This is a genomic window from Hydrogenophaga sp. OTU3427 (assembly GCF_038440225.1).
Classification (GTDB): domain Bacteria; phylum Pseudomonadota; class Gammaproteobacteria; order Burkholderiales; family Burkholderiaceae_C; genus Hydrogenophaga.
Map to the genome: position 1 here is coordinate 206,299 of NZ_JASATI010000001.1, position 20,057 is coordinate 226,355.

Genomic DNA, 20,057 nt, shown 5'->3' on the forward strand with positions numbered 1-20,057 from the left:
GGCCTGCCCCCCAGCGTCACCGTGCCGGCCGGTCCCTGAGCCGGCACAACACGGCCAGTGCGCTCAGGCCCAGGGCGGTCGACAGCCACATGGCCTGGGCGCCCCACCGGGCCACGCAGGCACCAAAAATCAAGGGGGCGAAAGCCTGCGCCACCCGCGACGGCGCCATGATCCAGCCTTGTCGGGCGCCATAGCCTTGTGGACCGAACAGCGCCAGCGGCAGGGTGCCCTTGGCGATGGTGAGGATGCCGTTGCCGCCGCCGTGCAGCACGGCGAACAGCGGGCTGGCCAGCGGGCCGAGCGCCAGCCACGCCAGCGCGCCCACGGGGTGGGCGGTGGCCGCCAGGCGGGCGGACCACAGCGGATGGTGTCGGCGCATCAGCCCGTATTCGGCCAGACGCCCTGCCACCTGGGCCGGCCCCACCAGGGCAGCGGTGGCCACCGCGCCGCTCAGTGTGGCGCCGTGCGCCATCAGCAGGGCGGGCAGGTGGGCGGCCATGGCGGTGCTGACGAACCAGGTCGCCGCGAACACATAGGCCAGGGCAGCGCCCACCCACATGGGCGAGGCCGTCGGACGGGGGGAGGCTGCGGTTGCCGGTCCCGCGCGGATGGTGGTGCCCGCCGCGGATGGCGTCTGGCGCTGCGGTTCGGGCGCCGCTGTGGTGGGCAGGCTGGCATTGAGCGGCAGGCCCAGCAGCAGGTGGAGCCCGCCCCAGGCCAGGCAGGCCTCGCGCCAGCCCCAGGTGTGGGCCATCCAGGCGCTCAGCGGCCAGCCGACCGTGCTGGCAAAACCGGCCAGCAGGGTGATGCCTGTGATGGCGGGACGGGCCGCCTGCCCATGCAGCCGGACCAGCGCGGCGAACGCGGCGTCGTACAGGCCGCCACCCATGGCCACGCCCAGCACCAGCCAGCCCAGCATCAGCACGGTGCTGTTCGGCGCGAGCCCCAGTGTGGCGAGCCCGGCGGCGAACAACAGGCTGGAGCCCGTCAGCACGCGCCGGCCGCCGTGGCGGTCGATGGCGCGGCCGCTGGCCGGCCCCAGCAGGGCGGAAACGCCCAGTGCCAAACTGAAGCCCAGCCAGACGCGGGTGCTGCTCATCGCCAGCTCGGCGGCCATGGCATCGGCCAGCATCGCCGGCAGGTAGTAGGACGACGCCCAGGCCAGGGTCTGCGCGCTGCCCAGGCGCAGGACCAGCCAGCGTGTCCGGGGCAGCATCAGCGGTGGGTCCGCCCCATGGCCCGGTTCAGGACCGGACCCAGCCCGACTCGCGCAGGGCCTGCTCGGTGTCGGCGGCCAGGGCGGGCACACGGGCAACCTCGGCCCGCAGTTCGTCGGAGAGGCTGCCGGTGGCCGCGAGTTTTTCGATCTGCGCAGACAGCGTGCCCAGGGCTTGCGCGCCCATGCTCACGCTGCTGCCCTTGAGGCTGTGTGCGCTGCGGCGCAGCGTGGGCAGGTCCTGTGCGGCGAGCAGACGCACCAGGGCTTGCGACTGCTCGGGCAGGCCATCCACATACAGCTGGACGATGCTGTCCAGCTCGTCGCCCAGGGCTTCGCGCAGTTCGTTCAGGGTGGCGTGGTCGATCAACTGCATCATGCGCGGCGTCGCTCAGGCGATATCGAGGGTGTGGAACTGGAATTGCCCTGCACGGCGGTCGGCGAAGTAGCAGACCAGGGTTTCCTTGACGGTGCGGAAGGCGATTTCGTCCCAGGGGATCTCCGCCTCGGTGAAGAGCCGCGCCTCCTGGGTTTCATGGCCGGGGTTGAAGCGGTCGCTGAGCAGGCGTGCGCGGTAGTACATGTGCACCTGGCCCACGCGCGAGACGTTGAGCAGGGTGTACAGCGGCCCGAGCTCGATTTCGGCGCCCGCTTCCTCATCGGTCTCGCGGGCGGCGCCTTCGGCGGTGGTTTCACCGAGCTCCATGAAGCCGGCCGGCAGGGTCCATTTGCCCAGGCGCGGTTCGATGTTGCGCTTGCACAGCAGCACCTGGGCGCCGGTCTCGCCCCACACCGGCACCGTGCCCACCACGTTGAGCGGGTTTTCGTAGTGGATGGTGTGGCAGGCTGGACAGACCGCGCGCACGCGCGTGTCGCCGTCATCGGGCACACGGTGTTGCACGGCGGTGCCGCAGACGCGGCAGTGGTTGACGGGGAAACGCGACAGCATGGCGGCAAGTGTAGCCGTGGGGCCGTGGTGCTGCGTCCAACACCCAGCGGGCGCGTGGCCCGGTCCGTCGCCAGTGCGCACGCTCAGGCGGCCACCACCTCGACGTGGATCGGGGTCAGCCCGCTCACGCCGCCGTCCATCACGTCGCCGGTCTTGACGGCTGCGACCCCTTCGGGCGTGCCGGTGTAGATCAGGTCGCCGGGTTGCAGATCCCAGGCGGCGGAGAGGTGTTCGATGGTCTCGGCGATGTTCCAGATCAGCTTGGAGATGTTGCTGCGCTGGCGGTCGACGCCATTGACCTGCACCCAGATGTCGGCCCGGGCGATGTCGCCGGCCTGGGCGGCGGGGGTGATGGGACCGATGGGAGCCGACTGGTCGAAGGCCTTGCCGATGCACCAGGGGCGGCCCTGCTTCTTCATGTCGTTCTGCAGGTCGCGGCGGGTCATGTCCAGCCCCACGGCGTAGCCGAAGATGTGTTTGTGCGCGTCGGCCGCCTGGATGTTCCTGCCGCCGGTGCCGATGGCCACCACCAGCTCGATCTCGTGGTGCAGGTTGCTGGTCTGGCGCGGGTAGTCGATGGTGGCGGTCTGGTCCGTCTCGGCCACCACGATGGCGTCGGCCGGCTTCAGGAAGAAGAAGGGCGGCTCCCGCCCGGTGAACCCCATTTCCTTGGCGTGCTCCTCGTAGTTGCGGCCCACGCAGTAGATGCGGTGCACGGGAAACAGGGTGTCCTGGCCCACCACCGGCACAAAGACGGTGGCTGGCGGCGCAAAGGTGAAGCGTGGTTCGCTGGGCATGGGGGCTCCTCTGGCTGGGTGAAAGGTGTCGCGGGCAGTGTGCCATGAGCCGCCGCGCCCGGACCACCGGCACCCCGGTTTTGTGGCCTGGGTTTATCCTATGCCGCCATGAAGCTCTACAACTTTTTCCGTTCGGGCACGTCGTTTCGCGTGCGCATCGCACTCAACCTCAAGGGCCTGCCCTACGTGTACCAGCCGGTGCACCTGCCCAAGGGCGAGCACCGTCAGGACGCCTACCGCGCCATCAGCCCGGATTCGCTGGTGCCCACGCTGGACGTGCAGGGCGACCCCGATCAGGCGCTGCTGAGCCAGTCCATGGCCATCATCGAGTACCTCGACGAGACCCACCCGACGCCGCCGCTGTTGCCCGCCGACGCGCTGGGTCGGGCCCAGGTGCGCGCCCTGGCCCAGACCGTGGCCTGCGAAATCCATCCGATCAACAACCTGCGCATCCTCAAGTACCTGGTGGGCACGCTCAAGCTCAGCGACGAACAGCGCAACGACTGGTACAACCACTGGACGGTCGAGGGCCTCAAGTCTTACGAACGCCGCCTGCAGGATCTGGCGCGGCAGCGTGCCGCGGCAGGCCTGCCGCCTTCGGTCTATTCCTATGGCGACACGCCCACGCTGGCCGATTGCTGCCTGGTGCCGCAGGTCGTCAACGGCACGCGCTTCGGCTTGGTCTACGAGGACCTGCCGCTGACCATGGCGGCCTTTGACGCCTGCATGAAGCTGCCGGCCTTCGAGCAGGCCCATCCCCGCAACTGCCCCGATTTCGAAGCCTGATGGGCGGGCCGTTGGCGGGTTGGCTGGTGCCCGACTGGCCAGCACCCGACGCGGTGCGGGCGGTGTTCACCACGCGCGGTGGCGGTGTGTCGGCGGCGCCTTTCGACAGCCTCAACCTCGGCGACCATGTGGGAGACGCCCCCGCCGCCGTGGCGGCCAACCGTGGCCGACTGCAGGAGACCCTGGGCGTCCAGGCGGTGTTCATGCAGCAGGTGCACGGCACCCGGACCGCCGATCTGGACCACGAACGCTCCCACGCCGCCACCCTGGTGGCCGACGCCTGCACCACGGCCCGCGAGGGGCTGGCTTGCACCGTGATGGTGGCCGATTGCCTGCCGGTGCTGCTGACCGACACCGAAGGTCGCTGGGTCGGTGCGGCGCACGCGGGTTGGCGTGGCCTGGCGGGGGTGGGTGACGGCCCTGGTGGCCGGGGCGTGATCGAATCGGTGATGGCCGATTTGTGTCGCCGTGCCTCGGAGGCCGGCGCGGCGCACACCGTGCAATGGCTGGCGTGGCTGGGGCCCTGTATTGGCCCACAGGCCTTCGAGGTGGGTGCCGAGGTGCGCGAGGCCTTTGTGGCCCACGATCGGGCTGCCGATGGCTGTTTCAGGCCACGCGGCCCGGACAAGTGCCTGGCCGACCTGCCCGCCCTGGCACGACAACGCCTGCAGCGCCTGGGGCTTAACGCTGTGTGGGGCAACGACGGCTCGCCACCCTGGTGCACCGTGACACAGGCCTCAGCTTTCTTTTCCCACCGTCGGGACGCCGGGCGGCTGGGCAGCACCGGCCGCATGGCCGCCTGCATCTGGCGCGTCTGAATGGCCCTGCGCCGCCTGAGCGGCCAGCCATGCCTCGTGTTCCGCAGCTTCGCGCGCCTTGATCGCCTTCTTGCGCGCCGGGGTCGACATCAGGTAAACCACCAATGCCAGGGGCCCGAGACCGTAAAGCAAAAAGGTCACAATGGCACCCAGGATGCTGCCTTGGGGATTCGTGGCTTCCGCGATGGCCATCATCACGGTGACATACAGCCAGGCTATGACAACCAGGTACATGGCGTTTGCGTCAGGGGGGTGGCGGGGGCGTTTTCGGACGATCGGCGTTTGTCAGCTGAAAGCCGTTGAGACTGCCGTTGCTGCAGGGTCATAATGAGACAACACGTAGGAGGCATGGATGAGTTCTGAACCCAATTGGCTGGCCGCGGCACAGCAGTTTCAACAGCAACTGGTCGACCAGTGGACGAAGATAGCGCAAGGTGCGGCCAGTGTGCCTGACCTGAGCCAAAACCCCCTGATGGCGGCCATGAATGCCGCCGCGCCCGGCGGCGCCGCTGGTTGGGGCCTGCCCCAGGGCGCCACCGACCTGTTCAAGGGCGCCAACGGGCAGCCGGTGTCCTTCGACATGGGCAAGCTCATGGAGATCCAGCGCACCTACCTGGCGGACGTGTCCGCGCTGTGGAACCAGGGTCTGCAGGCCAAGCCCATCGGCGACCGACGGTTCTCCAGCGAGGCCTGGAGCAAGAACCCGGTGTCCGCATTTTCCGCCGCCGCCTACCTGCTGAACGCGCGCACGCTGATGGCCATGGCCGAAGCGGTGCAAGGCGACGCCAAGACCCGCAACCGGGTGCGATTCTCGGTCCAGCAGTGGATTGACGCCAGCTCGCCCAGCAACTTCCTGGCCTTCAACGCCGAGGCCCAGAAGAAGGCCCTGGACACCCAGGGCGAGAGCATCGCCAAAGGCATGCAGAACCTGCTGCACGACATGAAGCAGGGCCACGTGTCCATGACCGACGAAAGCGTCTTCGAAGTGGGCAAGAACGTGGCCACCACCGAGGGCGCGGTGGTGTTCGAAAACGAGCTGTTCCAGCTCATCGAATACAAGCCGCTGGGTGCCAAGGTCTACGAGCGACCCTTCCTCATGGTGCCGCCCTGCATCAACAAGTTCTACATCCTCGACCTGCAGCCCTCCAACTCCATGATCCGCTATGCGGTGGAGCAGGGCCACCGCACCTTTGTGGTGAGCTGGCGCAACCCCGACGAGTCCATGGCCCAGGTGACCTGGGACCAGTACATCGAGGACGCCGTCATCCGTGCCATCGACGTGGTGCGCGACATCACCGGCGCCGACACCATCAACGCGCTGGGCTTCTGCGTCGGCGGCACCATGCTGGCCACCAGCCTGGGTGTGTTGGCGGCCCGCGGCCAGCACCCTGTGGAAAGCGCCACGCTGCTGACCACGCTGCTCGACTTCACCGACACCGGCATCCTCGACGTCTTCATCGACGAAAACTTCTGCAAGTTCCGCGAGATGCAGTTCGCCAAGGGCGGCCTGATGCCCGGGCGCGACCTGGCCACCACCTTCAGCTTCCTGCGCCCCAACGACCTGGTCTGGAACTACGTGGTGGGCAATTACCTCAAGGGCGAGACCCCGCCGCCCTTTGACCTGCTGTACTGGAACAGCGACGCCACCAACCTGCCCGGTCCCTACTACACCTGGTACCTGCGCAACACCTACCTGGAAAACAGGCTGGTCCAGCCCGGCGCGGCCACGGTGTGTGGCGAAAAGATCGATCTGCGCCAGGTCAAGCTGCCGGTCTACATCTACGGTTCGCGCGAAGACCACATCGTGCCCATCGGTGGCGCCTACGCCAGCACCCAGCACCTGCCCGGCCCCAAGCGTTTTGTGATGGGGGCCTCGGGCCATATCGCCGGCGTGATCAACCCGCCCGCCTCCAAGAAACGCAGCCACTGGATCGGCCCGGCCAACAAGTTCCCGGCCGATGTCAACGACTGGATCGCCAGCGCGAAGGAGCACCCCGGCAGCTGGTGGACCGACTGGTCGGACTGGCTCAAGGGGCATGCTGGCAAGCAAATTGCTGCACCCAAGGGCTATGGCAGCCGGGCCTACAAGGCCACCGAGCCGGCCCCCGGCCGCTATGTCAAGGCAAAAGCTTGACGTGAGTTCCCCCCGCGCCGCCTTTGGGTGGCATTTCCGCTGAGACATTGGCGTACGTGTAATTGTTATCTGACCTGCAAGAGGAGCCCTTCATGGAAGACATCGTCATCGTTTCGGCCGCCCGCACCGCCGTGGGCAAGTTCGGCGGCTCGCTCGCCAAGACCCCGGCCACCGAGCTGGGCAGCATCGTCATCAAGGCCCTTCTGGAGCGCACCGGCCTGCCGGTGGACGCCGTGGGCGAGGTCATCATGGGCCAGGTGCTGGCCGCTGGTGTCGGCCAGAACCCGGCCCGCCAGGCCATGATGAAGGCCGGTGTGGCCAAGGAAACCCCGGCCCTGACCATCAACGCCGTCTGCGGCTCCGGCCTCAAGGCCGTGATGCTGGCCGCCCAGGCCGTGGCCTGGGGCGACAGCGAGATCGTCATCGCCGGTGGCCAGGAGAACATGAGCGCCAGTCCGCACGTGCTCAACGGCAGCCGCGACGGCCAGCGCATGGGCGAGTGGAAGATGACCGACACCATGATCGTCGACGGTCTGTGGGACGTGTACAACCAGTACCACATGGGCATCACCGCCGAAAACGTGGCCAAGGCCCATGGCATCACGCGCGAGATGCAAGACGCGCTGGCCGCCGCCAGTCAGAGCAAGGCCGCCGCCGCCCAGGCCGCCGGCAAGTTCAAGGACGAAATCGTCGGCGTCAGCATCCCGCAGCGCAAGGGTGACCCGGTGGTGTTCAACAGCGACGAGTTCATCAACGGCAAGACCACCGCCGAGGTGCTCGCCGGCCTGCGCCCGGCCTTCGACAAGGCCGGCTCGGTCACTGCGGGCAACGCGTCCGGCATCAACGACGGCGCCGCCGCCGTGATGGTGATGAGCGCCAAGAAGGCCGCCGCCCTGGGCCTGACGCCGCTGGCGCGCATCGCCGCCTTCGGCACCAGCGGCCTGGATCCCGCCACCATGGGCATGGGCCCGGTGCCGGCCTCGCAGAAGGCCCTGGCCCGCGCCGGCTGGAAGGCCGGTGACGTGGACCTGTTCGAACTCAACGAAGCCTTCGCCGCCCAGGCCTGCGCCGTCAACCGGGCGCTGGACATCGATCCGGCCAAGGTCAACGTCAACGGTGGCGCCATCGCCATCGGCCACCCGATCGGTGCGTCCGGCTGCCGCATCCTGGTGACCCTGTTGCACGAGATGCAGCGCACCAACGCCAAGAAGGGCCTGGCGGCCCTGTGCATCGGCGGCGGCATGGGGGTTTCCCTCGCTGTCGAGCGCTGAAAAGCCGGCTAGCATGATTTCGTCACCAACGACAACACAGGAACACAGAACATGAGTCAAAAAGTTGCATACGTCACCGGGGGCATGGGTGGCATCGGTACCGCGATCTGCCAGCGCCTGCACAAGGAAGGCTTCAAGGTCATCGCCGGCTGCGGTCCCACGCGTGACCACGCCAAGTGGATCGCCGAACAGGCCGCCCTGGGCTACACCTTCTACGCGTCTGTGGGCAACGTCGGCGACTGGGATTCCACCGTCGAAGCCTTCACCAAGACCAAGGCCGAACACGGCAGCATCGACGTGCTGGTCAACAACGCCGGCATCACCAAGGACCGCATGTTCCTGAAGATGACGCGCGAGGACTGGTCGGCGGTGATCGAGACCAACCTCAACTCCATGTTCAACGTGACCAAGCAGGTCGTGCCCGACATGGTCGAAAAGGGCTGGGGCCGCATCGTCAACATCTCGTCGGTCAACGGCGAGAAGGGCCAGGCCGGCCAGACCAACTACTCGGCCGCCAAGGCCGGCATGCACGGCTTCTCGATGGCGCTGGCGCAGGAACTGGCGACCAAGGGCGTGACCGTCAACACCGTGAGCCCGGGCTACATCGGCACCGACATGGTCAACGCCATCCGCCCGGACGTGCTGGAAAAGATCGTGGCCACCGTGCCCGTCAAGCGCCTGGGCAAACCCAGCGAGATCGCCTCCATCATCGCCTGGCTGGCCTCGGAAGAGGGCGGCTACGCCACCGGCGCGGACTTCTCCGTCAACGGCGGCCTGCACATGGGCTGACCGATCTCGATCACCGCGGGCCGGCACTGCCGGCTCCTGCGGTGGTTCGACCGAGGAACCCCGCTGCGGCGGGGTTTTTTGCGTCTGGTGCCCTGCACCAGCCAGTTCATTGGGCCGGTGCCAGCCAGCCGTTGATTTGCTCGAGGCTGCTCAGGGACGTGCCACCGACCAGCGATTCCAGCCGCACCCGGGACAGCAGATAGCCGTAGCGCGCTTGCGCCAGGTCACGCAATGCGAGCTGCTTTTGTTGCTCGGCGTTCATGGTGTCGATCAGCGTGCGCGCCCCGGCCTGGTAGGAGCGCTGGCTGGACAGCACCAGCTGTTCGGCCGAACGTACCGCCTGCTCCAGCGCGCGGACGCGCAACACGCCTTCGCTCACCCCCCGGTGTTCGCGGTGTACGCGCACGCCCAGTTCGCGGCGGGTGGCTTCCCATTGCTCCTCGGCGCGCAGGTGTTCGGCCATGGCCTGGCGCACCACCGATTGGACCTGACCGCCGGCGTACAGCGGCAGGTTGAGCTGCAAGCCCAGCAACCGGTTGGTGTAGCTGGAGCGGGGGGCGGTCACGTTCTCGCTGGCGCTGCGGCTGATCTGGGCGATGGCATCCAGCGTGGGCAGGTGTGCGCTTTGGGCCTTCTGGACCTCGATCCTGGCCATCTCGCGGCGTGCATTCCAGGCCCGCAGTTCCGGGTTGCTGGCTTCCGCCAAAGCGATCCAGTCACCCACCTGTGGCGGATCGGGCGGCAGCAGCGGCAGGCGCAGCGGGTCCAGCCGCGCCAACGGCTCCACCGGGCGCTGGACCATCACCTCCAGCTGGCGGCGGGTGAAGTCCAGGTGCTGCCGCGCCTCGAGTTCCTGTGCGCTGTTCATGTCGAGCCGGGCCTGCGCGTCGTCGATGTCGGTGCGCGTGCCGGAACCGGCCTGCAGACCCTTGCGTGCGGCATCCAACAAGGTGAGCAGCGTCTTGCGCTGCGTCAGCACCAGATCCAGCTGGTCCTGCGCCAACAAGGCTTCCATGTAGGCGCTGGTCAGGCGCACCCGCAGGTTGAGCTGCTCCTGCTCCAGCGTGGCCTGCGTATCGTCGACAGCACGCTGGGCCTGGTCCACGCCCAGCGCCAGGGGGCGGCGGTAGAGCGGCTGGCGCAGGGTCAGTGTCTGGTTGTGGCTGTAGAACCGTTCGCTGGTGTCCGCCAGCTGCCCGAACACTTCCTGCGTTCGGTCCAGGTCGTTGAAGTTGCGGCCGGCGCTCAGTCCGACGTTGGGGTAGAGCAGGGCACGCGCCTGCGGCAAACGCTCGGCACCGGCGGTGGCGGCAGCGCGGGCGGCGCGCAGCGTGGCGTCGTTGTCCAGCGCGGCCTGGTAGCTTTGCAGCAGGTCCAGGGCCCGTGACGGCGCGGGCAGCAACAGCAGCATGCCGCAAACCGCTGCGCCCATGGCTTGCAGGCCGCTGCGGCGCGCAAGGCACCACTGTCCGAGGTGCGGGCGCATGCTCACTCCTCCTTCATCGATGCCGCCATCCGCTTGGTCAGCGGGTGCAGCAGGTAGGTCAGCATGGAGCGCTCGCCGGTCTTGATGACAATTTCGGCTGGCATGCCGGGTTGCATCTGGCGCCCGCCGAGGGCCTTCATGCCTTCGGGTGTCAGGCGCACGCGTGCCAGGTAGTAGGACACGTTGGTCTGCGCTTCGGTCAGCAGGTCGCCCGAGACCGACAACAACTCGCCCTGCACCACCAGCTGCGGCGCGTGCGAGAAGGCCGAGAAGCGCACGTCGGTGGGCAGCCCGGGGCGCACCCGGTCGATCAGGTGGGGGTCGATGCGGGCCTCCAGCAGCAGGGCCTCCCCCTGGGGCACGATGTCCATCAGCTTCTGCCCCGGCTGGACCACCGCGCCGACGGTCTGCACGCTGAGTCCCACCACCTGGCCGCTGGCCGGTGAGCGGATCTCGGTGCGCTCCAGGTCGGTGCGCGCCGCCGGGTATTTTTCAGCGTCCGACTGCACCTCACGCACCACGTTGGCGAGTTCGGTGTCCACCTCTTTGTGGTATTCGGCCTGACGCGCCTGGGCACGCTGGCGCAACTCGGCGACAGCGGCGCGGGCGCGCGTCATGCTTCCCGCCAGTTCGGCCATGCTGGCATTGACGTCGGCCGCCATGCGCTCGAGCTCGAGCTGGCGGTTGCGCGGCGCATACCCTTCCTGCACCAGCCCCTTGGTGTGGCGAAGCTCTTCTTCCACCGAGTCCAGCTGGCTGCGCCGGTGACCCAGCATGGCCTCATTGGCCTGCAGCAAGGCCTGCTGCCCGGCGATGTTTTCTTCGATGCTGCGCAACTCCGCCTGCAGGCTGGCCTGGCGCGAGCGCAGCAGCTGGGCCTGCGTCGCCATCTGCGAACCAATCTGCGGGTCGGTCGCGGCCTGTTGCAGGTCGGGGTGGAACACCAGCGTGCGACGACCCTGCTGCTCCGCGATCAACCGCGCTTCCATGGCGCGCAGGCCCAGGTAGCGCTGGCGTATGGCCTGGTAGGTGGCGCTCGCGACCGCTTCGTCCAGTTGCACCAGTGGCTGACCTTCACGGACCATGTCCCCCTCGCGCACCAGCACCTGCTTGACGATGCCACCGCTCAGGTGCTGCACCGCCTTTCGCTTGGTGTCGATGGCCACCACGCCCTGGCTCGGCACACCTTCGTCCAATGGGGCCCAGGCGGCCCACAGGAGAAACCCGCCCAGGCCCAGGCCCAGGGCCCACAGCCCGACCCGGGCGGCATGGCGGGTATCGGTCGGCGGCGGGGCGATGGCGTCCGTCGACTCGATGGGCGTGGCGGTGGGGTGCATGGCCATGGGTGGTGGAGGGTGTGGGGTCGGGTGCTGGCGCGTGGGGGTTCAGACGGGCTGTGGCTGGCCCGCCGCGCTGGCGCCGGGATGCAAGGGCGCGGCGGCGCCATCGCGCTGGGCCGTGAGCCACGCCAGCCCCTGGTCGCGGGGACCTTGCCATTGCAGCCGCCCGCCTTGCAGCAACACCAGCTGGTCGGCGAGCTTGAGCACGCTGGCCCGGTGCGAGATCAGCAGCACGGTCTGGCCGCGCGCCTTGATGGCCTCCAGCGCCTGGAGCAGGGCATTCTCGCCCGCGTCGTCCAGGTGGGCATTGGGTTCGTCCAGCACCACCAGGGCAGGCTGGCCGTACAGGGCACGGGCGAGGGCGATGCGTTGGCGCTGCCCACCCGACAAGAGGCCGCCGCCCGGCCCGATGGGGGTGTCGTAGCCCTGCGGGAAACGCAGAATCGTGTCGTGCAGGCCGGCGCTGCGCGCGGCGGCGATGACCATGTCGCTGTCCACCGGCCCGAGCCGCGCGATGTTGTCGGCGATGGTGCCTTCGAACAGGCTCACGTCCTGCGGCAGGTAGCCGACCTGTGGCCCCAGTGCGGCACGGTCGGCACCGCCCAGCACCAGACCGCCCCAGCGCACCTCACCCTTCACCTGGGGCCAGATGCCCAGCACCACACGCGCCAGGGTGGACTTGCCCGAGCCCGACGGCCCCATCACCACGGTCAGCTGGCCCGGTTCCAGGGTCAGGTGGGCGTCCTGCAGCAGCGGTTGTTCGCGGCCGTCAACGAAGGCGCTGACGGCGCGCAGCACCAGGTGGCCGCCAGGCGAGCCGGTGTCGGGCGTCGCGCTGGGCCCGCTGGCCAGCAGCTGTTCCAGGCGGCGGTAGGCGGCCCGGGCGCCTGCCAGGCTGCGCCAACTGCCCACCAGGGTGTCGATGGGCGTCAGCGCGCGTGTCATCAGCACGTTGGCGGCAATCATCGCGCCCGGGGACAAGCCACCGTCCAGCACCAGCAGCGCGCCCACCGCCAGCACCAGGGACTGCTGACCATAACGCACCCACTTGCTCCACGCGGTGAGCCGGTGGCTCAGGTCCTGTGCGCTGGCCCGAGCCTGAATGGCCTTGTCCAGCCGCGTGGTCCAGCGCCGCTGCAGCGGGCGCAGCATGCCCATGGCTTCCACCACCTCCACGTTGCGCAGCTTGCCCTGCAGGTAGCCGTCGGCCTCTCCTTGCGCGCGCGCCGCAGCGTGGGCGGGTGCCGTGGTGCGGCTGTGTCCCAGCCACGCCAGGGCGGCCTGGACCAGCACGAAGCCGATGGCCACCCCGCCCAGCCAGGGATGCAGCATGAACATCACGCCGATGTAGATGGGCGCCCAGGGGGCATCGAACAGGGCCAGCATGCCCTGGCCGGTCATGAACTGGCGCAGCTCGGTCAGGTCGCCCAGCGCGCGGGCGGGATGGGCATCGCGTGCCTGCCAGTGGCTGGCGAAGCTGGCGTCAAAGACGGGGCGGGCGAGCAGGGCATCCAGCCGCACGCCAATGCGCACCAGCAAGCGCGCACGGGCCCATTCGGCCACCGCCACCAGTCCGAAGAGGAACAGCGCCACCAGCGACACCGCGAGCAGCGTCAGTTCGCTGCGGCTGACCAGCACGCGGTCGTAGATCTGCAGCATGTACAGCGTGGGGGTCAGCATCAGCAGGTTGGCGACCAGGCTGAACACGCCGGCGCTGGCGAATGCGAGCGCGAGCCCCCGCAGCGCCGTCGCCACGCCGTGTTGATCGGGCGTGCGGCGTGCGGTGTTCGGTGTTTCAGCCATGCCGGTCAGCCCTGTGCGGCCAGCGGGACGGCGCCCTGCGTGGGTGCCGTTTTCGCCAGGCGGACCGCCTGTGTGGCGTTGGCGAGCTGGGGCAGGACTTCGTCACGCGGGCCAAAGGCGTGCTGCATGCCCTCGCGCAACACCAGCAGCTTGTGCACCACCACCAGCACGTTGGTGCGTTGGGTGATCACCACGAAGGTGGTGCCCTGGGCGCTGAGCTGCCGGATGGTCTGTGCCAGCGCGATGTCGCCGGCCTCGTCCAGGCTGGCGTTGGGTTCGTCGAGCACCACCAGCACCGGGCGGCCATACACGGCACGGGCCAGGCCAATGCGCTGGCGCTGGCCACCGGACAAGACAGCGCCGTCGGGACCGACGGGTGTGTCGTAGCCCTGCGGCAGCGACACGATGAAATCGTGCAGGCCCACGTGGCGTGCGGCGGCCTCCACCCGCGCCAGATCGGTGAGGCCGAAGCGGCCGATGTTCTCGGCCACCGTGCCCTCCAGCAAGGCCACGCCTTGGGGCAGGTAGCCCACATGGGGCCCCAATTCGTCCTTGTTCCAGCCGTGCATGTCCACGCCGTCCAGGCGCACCTTGCCCGCCGTGGCCGGCCACAGCCCGGTCAGCAGGCGCGCCAGCGTGGTCTTGCCGGCGGCGGACGGCCCGATCACCCCCAGCACCTCGCCGGGCTGCAGGCGAAAGTTCAGGCCTTTGAGAATGGGGGTGCTGGTGCCCGGTGCCGCGGCGGCGAGTTGCTCCACCGTCAGCGCGCCTCGTGGTGCCGGCAGCGGCATGGGTTTGTCGTCGTTGGGCAAGCTGTCCAGCAACTGCAGCAGCCGGGTCCGCGCGTCGAGGGCCGTCACCACCGCGCGCCATTGGGTGATCATCAGCACCAGCGGCGCCAGCATGCGCCCGCCCACCACCGAGCCGACCAGCACCATGCCCGGCCCACCGGGCAGCCCGTCGCGCAGCAGGAGCCAGGCGCCCAGGCCCAGCAGCATGGAGGCCACGGTGGACTGCACGAAGCGGGCCGCCGCCTGGAACCAGCCGCCATGGTCGGACCCACGGGCCTGCAGCGACAGGGATTGCTGCTGCAGGTCGTGCCAGCGCCGCCGCACGTTCTGCAGCATGCCCATGGCCTGCACCACTTCGGCGTTGGACATGGACTGCTCGACCTGGTGCTGCGCGGCCATGGCCTTGAGGTTGGCCTCGCGTATGGGCGACTGGGTGCCACGCTGGTTGAGCCAGGTCAGCAGCACCTGCACACAGGCGCCGAACAGGGCGGCCCAGGCCAGCACCGGGTGTATCCAGGCCAGCACGGCCACGAACACCAAGGCCACGGGCAGTTCCATCAGCGCGCCGACGGCCGGGTTGCCCAGGAAGTCGCACACCGTGCGCAGATCCTGCAAGGGCTGCGGGCGGGCGCTGCCCGAGGTCAGCAGCGCATGGCGGTAGATGGCACGGAACACCGAAGGGGCCAGCCGGCGCTCCAGCGCCGTGCCGCAAGACCGCAGCGTCGCGCTGCGTGTCCATTCGAGCACCTCCATCAGCGCGGTGGCACCCAGCACCAGCAGCGTGAGCATGAGCAGGGTCTGGTGGTTGCGGCTGTTGAGGACGCGGTCGTAGACCTCGAACATGTAGAGGGTCGGTGCCAGCACCAGCAGGCCGGCGACCAGACTGAACGCCGCCGCGCGGCGCAGGGCGGGCTGCACCGTCTGCAGGGCCTGTTGCCATTCGGACGACGGGTCTGGACGGGTCATGTTTCAGCGTGGTGCATGGAGCCTGTGCCTGTGCCTGTGGTGGGCCATGGTAGCAGGCGACCCGTGTGTTTCAAGTGGGACATCGGTGGCCGACCGGCCCTCGCGCACGCCGGTGGAAAAAAGGCCCATCCCACACCTGCTGCCAGGATGGGATGGGCCGAGTGGGTGGATCACACAGGCGGTATCAGGCGCTGAAGTTCACCGTTTCGGACTCGAAGTTCAGGGCGAAGGTGTTGTCGTACACGCCCACGGTGCCCAGCGGAATCGTGTCGCTGATCGAGTAGGCGGGGCCGACGTTGATGGCGCCGGAGTCAAACACCACGTCGTAGCCGCCGGTCATCTTCAGGACGTCGAACACGTAGCTGAAGTTGAAACCGAGGTCGGTGTCGTTGTTCAGGCTCGCATTGGGGTCCAGCGACAGTTCGAACTCGACCAGGTTGTCGTTGTCGACGTCGTAGCTCGACGCGTTGGTCAGCACGATGTCGCTGCCAAAGGTGAAGGCCGCGGTCGATCCGTCCTCGTAGGTGATGATGCCTGGCAGGCTGTTGGCGGTCAGCGTGAAACTCTGCAGGAAATTCATCGCCGCCGACAGGTCCAGATCGGCCAGTTCGATGCTGCCCCAGGCCACACCGATGTCGAAACCAATGTCGAAGGGGTTGGGGATGCCCAGTATGGTGAACACCAACTCATCCACGTCCAGGCCCAGATCCAGGAAGCTGTTGCTGGCGTCATCGCCGGTGATGGTGGTGGTGGCCACCCCGGTCAGCGCGCTGACATCCACGTCCGGCCATTCGAAGGTCAGGGAGAAGCCGGCGGGCAGATCGATCTCGATCACCAGGTCGTCGCTGTCGATGTCGATGATGTTCTCATTGGCATCCCACGGCCCAAAAGCGGTGTCGATGATGTTCCAGGTGCCCAACTCGCCAAAATCAAGCCCCGCCTTGAGGGTGGCGTAGAAATGGAAAATGAAATCCAGCACGTAGCTGCCTTCAGGTCCCTCGGTGTTGAAGAGCGCCCCCGGCAGGATGGACGCGCTGGAACTGATTTTCAGAACGTCCGTGGTCTTGTTGTACTGGGTGCCCACGTCGATGTCGTAGGGCAGTTCGGCATCGATGCTGCCGCCGTTGAAGTCGAGGTCGGACTCGAAGCCCGCTTTCAGCTCGCCTGTGGATGACCCGTAGGCAAAACTGCCGGCCGAGGCGCTCCAATCGGTGTCGACGCCAAAGAAGCGCTCATCGCTGAACGTGTACGCCTCACCGCTGTCCCAGATGCTCTGGTCGTTGGCCTCGAAGGTGGTGTCGAGCTCGTTGTTGTTGTACTCCTGCACGATGGCCACGCTGGTGGTCGCCGTCTGCTCGTCGCCGTTGGAGGTTTCCTTGGCCACGGCGGTGATGCCGAGGTTGAAGTTCACGTCCGTGTTGGCCGGCAGCGTGAGCTTGAAGTCTCGAACGAGTTGGTCGGGCTCGTCCACCGGGTTGTAGGTGGCGCTCTGGTCCAGCGTGACATCACCGGGGATGCCCGACAACACGATCCGGTCCATGAACTCCGAGCTGTCGGCGTCGGTCTGCGAGGTCGTCACCCGCACGATCACTTCGTTGACCGTGGCGCCGGCCAGGATTTCGTAGCTCAGGTTGGGCACGTCGGCCACCGCGGTGATGTTCACCGTGACCTCGGCGAAGTCGGTGCCGCCGTGGTTGTCCGTCACGCAGTAGGTGAAGGTGTCCTCGCCCGCGTAGTCTTCGTCGGGGGTGTACAGCACGGCGTCGCCCACCAGCAGGTCGGCGTCGTCGCCGTCCACGATGCTGACCGTGCCGTGCAACACGTCATGCACCTCGGTGATGATCAACGTATCGCCGTCGGCATCGGTGTCGTTGTCCAGCACCTGAAACACGGTGCCGGCCGGCACGGTGGAGGGATCGTCCAGGCCGTCCTGTCCGTCTTCAAAAATGTTGTAGCTGTCGTCCACCGCGTCGGGCGCGGCCGGCGCGACGGTCACCAGCTTGGAGGAGTCCGTCCGGTGGCCGCCGAGTTTGCCGATGCTGGTCATGCGGGCGCCAAACTCCACGTGGGCGATGTCGTCCAGTGTCAGGGTTTCGGTGGGGTGGCTCAGGACGAAGGTGGTGAGCTGGATGTCGTCCTTCTTGAGGCCGGAGTTGCCGAACTCCACGCCCACGTCGAAGGGCGCGGCGGCACCGGACATGGTGGCGCCATTGCCCAGGTCGATCACGTTGACGGTGTCGAAGTCCGTCACCTTGGGGCCGGTGGCGCCCAGGCCCGCCAGCAGGGTGCCGTCCTTGAAGTCAAAGAACAAGGCGCGCAGGTCGCCGATGGCGCCCGACGGCGCAGTCAGCACCTGGACCGTGAAGTGGATGTCGCCATCCACCTCCACGGCCGTGACCTGTACGGACGGGCCGCCCTTGGGATCGGGTATGTTGAAGGTGATACTTCGTGTGCATTCGTCAGCCATTTTTATCTCCAGAAAAGATCAATGGGCCGAGCACCGGCTGTTGTTGTTCAGTCAGGCCCCACCCTCCTTCAGGCGTCATGGCAACTCGGCCGTCTCCGCGTTTCCGGGAGACCCGTCGTTTTCCGGACCTGCCTCGCGGCAGGGGTAGCTTGGGCATTAACAGACGTTGGCCTCGGCGGGCGCGCGATGGCCAGCCGGTGTTTTAGGCCTGTCGTTTACAAAAGTAAACATTTCATTCGGGGGGCTTGCTTAAGCAGCCGCTTGAAAATGCTGTAAATGGGTGTTTGACGTATCAAGCGTGCGCAAGAGCGCGTTTGAACGAAAGTTGCTACCCAGATCCCGCCCAAGACCGCGAAGATAATTTTTGTAACACCCAACAGTGCCTGTCGGTCCGGGGGGTCTTCCGGTAGCGCCTGTCCATTCCCTGAGCGGCTTGCGCTACAGTGCCGGACGGCTTGTGGGCACCCGCCCCTGGGCAAGCCGCCGGAAGTGACCGACAACGTGAACGACAAGCCATCCTCCCCCGGGCACAGCCCCTGGCGCCTGTCCGTCGCCCCGATGATGGGCTGGACCGACCGGCATTGCCGCTACCTGCACCGCCAACTCACGCGCCACACCCTGCTCTACACCGAGATGTTGACCACGGGGGCGCTGATCCACGGCAACGCCGCCCAGCACCTGCGCTTCAACGAGGAAGAGCACCTGGTGGCGCTGCAGCTTGGCGGCAGCGAGCCGGCCGATCTGGCGCGCTGCGCCGTGCTGGGTGAACAGCGCGGCTACGACGAGATCAACCTCAACTGCGGTTGCCCGAGCGAACGTGTGCTGCGCGGCGCTTTTGGCGCCTGCCTGATGAACGAGGCTCCGCTGGTGGCCGACTGCGTGAAGGCCATGGTCGACGTGGTCGACATCCCGGTGACGGTCAAGCACCGCATCGGCATCGACAAGATCGAAAGCTACGACTTCGCCGCCGACTTCGTGGGCACGGTGGCCGAGGCCGGTTGCAAGGTCTTCATCGTGCATGCCCGCAACGCCTGGCTCAAGGGACTCTCGCCGAAAGAGAACCGCGAGATACCGCCGCTGCGCTACGACATCGTCTACCGCCTCAAGCGCGAGTTCCCGCACCTGACCTTCTCCATCAACGGCGGCATCAAGACCAACGCCGAAATCGCCGAACACCTGCGGCACGTGGACGGCGTGATGATCGGCCGCGAGGCCTACCACCACCCCTGGCTGATGGTGGACTGGGATGCCGAGTTCTACGGCGACACACCGCGCGAGCTGACCCGCGAGGCCGTGGAGGAGGCCATGGTGGCCTACATGGAGCGCGCCCACGGCGAGGACGGCGTTGGCTGGTACTCGGTGGCCAGCCACATGCTGGGCCTGCGCAACGGCCTCAAGGGCGCCCGGCGCTGGCGCCAGGTGTGGAGCGACCACCACCTGAAGCCGGAGCCGCCGCGCGCCGTGTGGCAGCGGGCGAACACCCGGCCCGACCACGAGACCCTGGCCGCCTGAGCGCGTGCGTCAGAGCCCGACCGGCCGCAGGTCCAGCTGCCCGCCACGCACCCCAGGGCACCAGAAGTAGGCGCCGGTGTCCGGTGTGGTGAAACGGAACAGGGCGTCGGTGATGCCGTCCTCGGCTCCCGACATGCGGCGCAACTGGGCCTCGAAGGCGTCGAAACTGTGGCCGAAGGCCACGAACACCAGGCCGCCCTCGTTGCCCTCGACCCAGGGCATGGAGCGGCGCAGCACAAAGGCCTCGGGCTCGAAGTTTTCCTGTGCCGTGCGCTTGACGTGGGCTGATGCTGGCGCATCGTCCAGTTCTTCGTTGCTGTCGCGTTCGCGGCCCACGCCGTGGTCCTGCTGTTCGCGCGTCATGGCATCGAACTCGGGCAGGTTGTGGCGCCAGCGCTGCACGGCCGCAAAGCTGGAACCGGCCAGCACACCGGCATCCGGTGCCACGACGGCCGCCGCCAGCGCATCGTCGCCGGTGGGATTTTCGGTGCCGTCTTCGTAGCCGCTGAGGTCCTTGCCACCGGCGTGCAGGAAGGTGTCGGTGATGCGCTGTGGATCGAAGGCCGGGGCGAGCAGTGCCGTGAGCTTGCGGCTGCGGTGCAGCAGCTCACCCCGGTCGTCGCCGCGCAGCCACAGCCACAAGGCGGCCGGCGTGGCGGGCAGGCGCACCTTGGCGCCAGGCATGCCGTTGAACTGGCGAAGGCCCTCGACGCTGGCACCCAAGCGGGCCACCAGGTCGGCCCCCAGGCCCACCACCAGGCCTTCGCCGGTGGCCTGTGCGGCCAGCGCGCGCAAGGCCTCGCGGGGATCGGCGCCTTCGCGCAACAGAAAGCTGATGTAGCGGGCCTGCGGTGGCAGGGGCGCGAGGATGCCGGGTTGGGGCAAGGCGTGCGTCACGAAACAACTCCAGAACGTGTCGCCGCAATGTAGCA

17 protein-coding genes and 1 riboswitch are annotated in these 20,057 nt (G+C 67.9%); of the genes, 6 read left to right on the plus strand and 11 right to left on the minus strand.

What is annotated here, in order from left to right; all coding sequences use genetic code 11:
- Window positions 1-16 precede the first annotated feature (16 nt).
- The 4 genes from AAHB17_RS00975 to AAHB17_RS00990 all read right to left on the minus strand — a co-directional run bounded on the left by AAHB17_RS00975 (window position 17) and on the right by AAHB17_RS00990 (window position 2,962).
- Complete coding sequence (locus tag AAHB17_RS00975) at window positions 17-1,216, minus strand: MFS transporter (protein ID WP_342128539.1); 1,200 nt, start codon at window positions 1,214-1,216, stop codon at window positions 17-19.
- A 28-nt stretch (window positions 1,217-1,244) separates the two neighbouring features.
- Window positions 1,245-1,595 carry an Hpt domain-containing protein gene (locus AAHB17_RS00980; RefSeq protein ID WP_342128540.1) on the minus strand — a complete coding sequence of 117 codons (351 nt, stop codon included), beginning with the start codon at window positions 1,593-1,595 and terminating at the stop codon, window positions 1,245-1,247.
- 12 nt (window positions 1,596-1,607) lie between these two features.
- Window positions 1,608-2,165 carry an NUDIX hydrolase gene (locus AAHB17_RS00985; protein WP_342128541.1) on the minus strand — a complete coding sequence of 186 codons (558 nt, stop codon included), beginning with the start codon at window positions 2,163-2,165 and terminating at the stop codon, window positions 1,608-1,610.
- An 83-nt stretch (window positions 2,166-2,248) separates the two neighbouring features.
- Window positions 2,249-2,962, minus strand: a complete 714-nt coding sequence (locus AAHB17_RS00990; RefSeq protein WP_342128543.1) for a fumarylacetoacetate hydrolase family protein — start codon at window positions 2,960-2,962, stop codon at window positions 2,249-2,251.
- Between the two features lie 108 nt (window positions 2,963-3,070).
- Here AAHB17_RS00990 and maiA point away from each other — a divergent pair, with 108 nt between their 5' ends.
- Complete coding sequence (gene maiA, locus AAHB17_RS00995) at window positions 3,071-3,748, plus strand: maleylacetoacetate isomerase (protein WP_342128544.1); 678 nt, start codon at window positions 3,071-3,073, stop codon at window positions 3,746-3,748.
- Window positions 3,748-4,566, plus strand: coding sequence for a peptidoglycan editing factor PgeF (pgeF, locus tag AAHB17_RS01000; RefSeq protein ID WP_342128545.1), 819 nt, complete (start codon window positions 3,748-3,750; stop codon window positions 4,564-4,566). The genes maiA and pgeF overlap by 1 nt, the downstream gene beginning before the upstream one ends.
- Here the strand turns inward: pgeF and AAHB17_RS01005 are convergent.
- Window positions 4,486-4,800 (minus strand): hypothetical protein, encoded by a 315-nt coding sequence (locus AAHB17_RS01005; protein ID WP_342128546.1) that lies wholly within the window; start codon window positions 4,798-4,800, stop codon window positions 4,486-4,488. The two genes, pgeF and AAHB17_RS01005, sit on opposite strands and share 81 nt — an antisense overlap.
- A 118-nt stretch (window positions 4,801-4,918) precedes the next feature.
- On the opposite strand from AAHB17_RS01005, the gene AAHB17_RS01010 reads away from it, so the two are divergent.
- The 3 genes from AAHB17_RS01010 to phbB all read left to right on the plus strand — a co-directional run bounded on the left by AAHB17_RS01010 (window position 4,919) and on the right by phbB (window position 8,760).
- On the plus strand, window positions 4,919-6,700 hold the full coding sequence (locus AAHB17_RS01010; RefSeq protein WP_342128547.1) for a PHA/PHB synthase family protein: 1,782 nt from the start codon (window positions 4,919-4,921) through the stop codon (window positions 6,698-6,700).
- A gap of 92 nt (window positions 6,701-6,792) precedes the next feature.
- On the plus strand, window positions 6,793-7,971 hold the full coding sequence (locus AAHB17_RS01015; protein WP_342128548.1) for an acetyl-CoA C-acetyltransferase: 1,179 nt from the start codon (window positions 6,793-6,795) through the stop codon (window positions 7,969-7,971).
- Between the two features lie 51 nt (window positions 7,972-8,022).
- Window positions 8,023-8,760: an acetoacetyl-CoA reductase gene (gene phbB / locus AAHB17_RS01020; RefSeq protein ID WP_342128549.1), complete on the plus strand. Its 738-nt coding sequence runs from the start codon at window positions 8,023-8,025 to the stop codon at window positions 8,758-8,760.
- Between the two features lie 106 nt (window positions 8,761-8,866).
- On the opposite strand, the gene AAHB17_RS01025 is transcribed toward phbB, so the two are convergent.
- The 5 genes from AAHB17_RS01025 to AAHB17_RS01045 form a co-directional block, all read right to left on the minus strand.
- Window positions 8,867-10,246, minus strand: a complete 1,380-nt coding sequence (locus AAHB17_RS01025) for a TolC family outer membrane protein (RefSeq protein WP_342128550.1) — start codon at window positions 10,244-10,246, stop codon at window positions 8,867-8,869.
- A 2-nt stretch (window positions 10,247-10,248) separates the two neighbouring features.
- Window positions 10,249-11,589: an HlyD family type I secretion periplasmic adaptor subunit gene (locus tag AAHB17_RS01030; protein ID WP_342128551.1), complete on the minus strand. Its 1,341-nt coding sequence runs from the start codon at window positions 11,587-11,589 to the stop codon at window positions 10,249-10,251.
- Window positions 11,590-11,631: 42 nt separating this feature from the next.
- On the minus strand, window positions 11,632-13,389 hold the full coding sequence (locus AAHB17_RS01035; protein ID WP_342128552.1) for a type I secretion system permease/ATPase: 1,758 nt from the start codon (window positions 13,387-13,389) through the stop codon (window positions 11,632-11,634).
- A gap of 5 nt (window positions 13,390-13,394) precedes the next feature.
- A complete protein-coding gene (locus AAHB17_RS01040; protein WP_342128553.1) occupies window positions 13,395-15,146 on the minus strand; it encodes a type I secretion system permease/ATPase in 1,752 nt (583 codons plus the stop codon).
- A 184-nt stretch (window positions 15,147-15,330) separates the two neighbouring features.
- A complete protein-coding gene (locus AAHB17_RS01045) occupies window positions 15,331-17,613 on the minus strand; it encodes an Ig-like domain-containing protein (protein ID WP_342128554.1) in 2,283 nt (760 codons plus the stop codon).
- Between the two features lie 76 nt (window positions 17,614-17,689).
- Window positions 17,690-17,772: riboswitch (cyclic di-GMP riboswitch) on the minus strand.
- Window positions 17,773-18,114: 342 nt separating this feature from the next.
- Here AAHB17_RS01045 and dusA point away from each other — a divergent pair.
- Entirely contained in the window at window positions 18,115-19,125 is a 1,011-nt protein-coding gene (dusA, locus tag AAHB17_RS01050; protein WP_342128555.1) for a tRNA dihydrouridine(20/20a) synthase DusA, read from the plus strand.
- A gap of 9 nt (window positions 19,126-19,134) precedes the next feature.
- Here the strand turns inward: dusA and AAHB17_RS01055 are convergent, their stop codons facing one another.
- Window positions 19,135-20,022 (minus strand): Dyp-type peroxidase, encoded by an 888-nt coding sequence (locus tag AAHB17_RS01055; protein WP_342128556.1) that lies wholly within the window; start codon window positions 20,020-20,022, stop codon window positions 19,135-19,137.
- Window positions 20,023-20,057 lie beyond the last annotated feature (35 nt).

Bases quoted from the DNA above. Each gene is read 5' to 3' on its own strand.
- AAHB17_RS00985 (WP_342128541.1), bottom strand. From the start codon at position 2,165: ATGCTGTCGCGTTTCCCCGTCAACCACTGCCGCGTCTGCGGCACCGCC.
- AAHB17_RS00975 (WP_342128539.1), bottom strand. From the start codon at position 1,216: ATGCTGCCCCGGACACGCTGGCTGGTCCTGCGCCTGGGCAGCGCGCAG.
- AAHB17_RS01045 (WP_342128554.1), bottom strand. From the start codon at position 17,613: ATGGCTGACGAATGCACACGAAGTATCACCTTCAACATACCCGATCCC.
- AAHB17_RS01040 (WP_342128553.1), bottom strand. From the start codon at position 15,146: ATGACCCGTCCAGACCCGTCGTCCGAATGGCAACAGGCCCTGCAGACG.
- AAHB17_RS01005 (WP_342128546.1), bottom strand. From the start codon at position 4,800: ATGTACCTGGTTGTCATAGCCTGGCTGTATGTCACCGTGATGATGGCC.
- AAHB17_RS01035 (WP_342128552.1), bottom strand. From the start codon at position 13,389: ATGGCTGAAACACCGAACACCGCACGCCGCACGCCCGATCAACACGGC.
- AAHB17_RS01010 (WP_342128547.1), top strand. From the start codon at position 4,919: ATGAGTTCTGAACCCAATTGGCTGGCCGCGGCACAGCAGTTTCAACAG.
- AAHB17_RS00990 (WP_342128543.1), bottom strand. From the start codon at position 2,962: ATGCCCAGCGAACCACGCTTCACCTTTGCGCCGCCAGCCACCGTCTTT.
- maiA (WP_342128544.1), top strand. From the start codon at position 3,071: ATGAAGCTCTACAACTTTTTCCGTTCGGGCACGTCGTTTCGCGTGCGC.
- pgeF (WP_342128545.1), top strand. From the start codon at position 3,748: ATGGGCGGGCCGTTGGCGGGTTGGCTGGTGCCCGACTGGCCAGCACCC.
- phbB (WP_342128549.1), top strand. From the start codon at position 8,023: ATGAGTCAAAAAGTTGCATACGTCACCGGGGGCATGGGTGGCATCGGT.
- AAHB17_RS00980 (WP_342128540.1), bottom strand. From the start codon at position 1,595: ATGATGCAGTTGATCGACCACGCCACCCTGAACGAACTGCGCGAAGCC.
- AAHB17_RS01030 (WP_342128551.1), bottom strand. From the start codon at position 11,589: ATGGCCATGCACCCCACCGCCACGCCCATCGAGTCGACGGACGCCATC.
- AAHB17_RS01015 (WP_342128548.1), top strand. From the start codon at position 6,793: ATGGAAGACATCGTCATCGTTTCGGCCGCCCGCACCGCCGTGGGCAAG.
- AAHB17_RS01025 (WP_342128550.1), bottom strand. From the start codon at position 10,246: ATGCGCCCGCACCTCGGACAGTGGTGCCTTGCGCGCCGCAGCGGCCTG.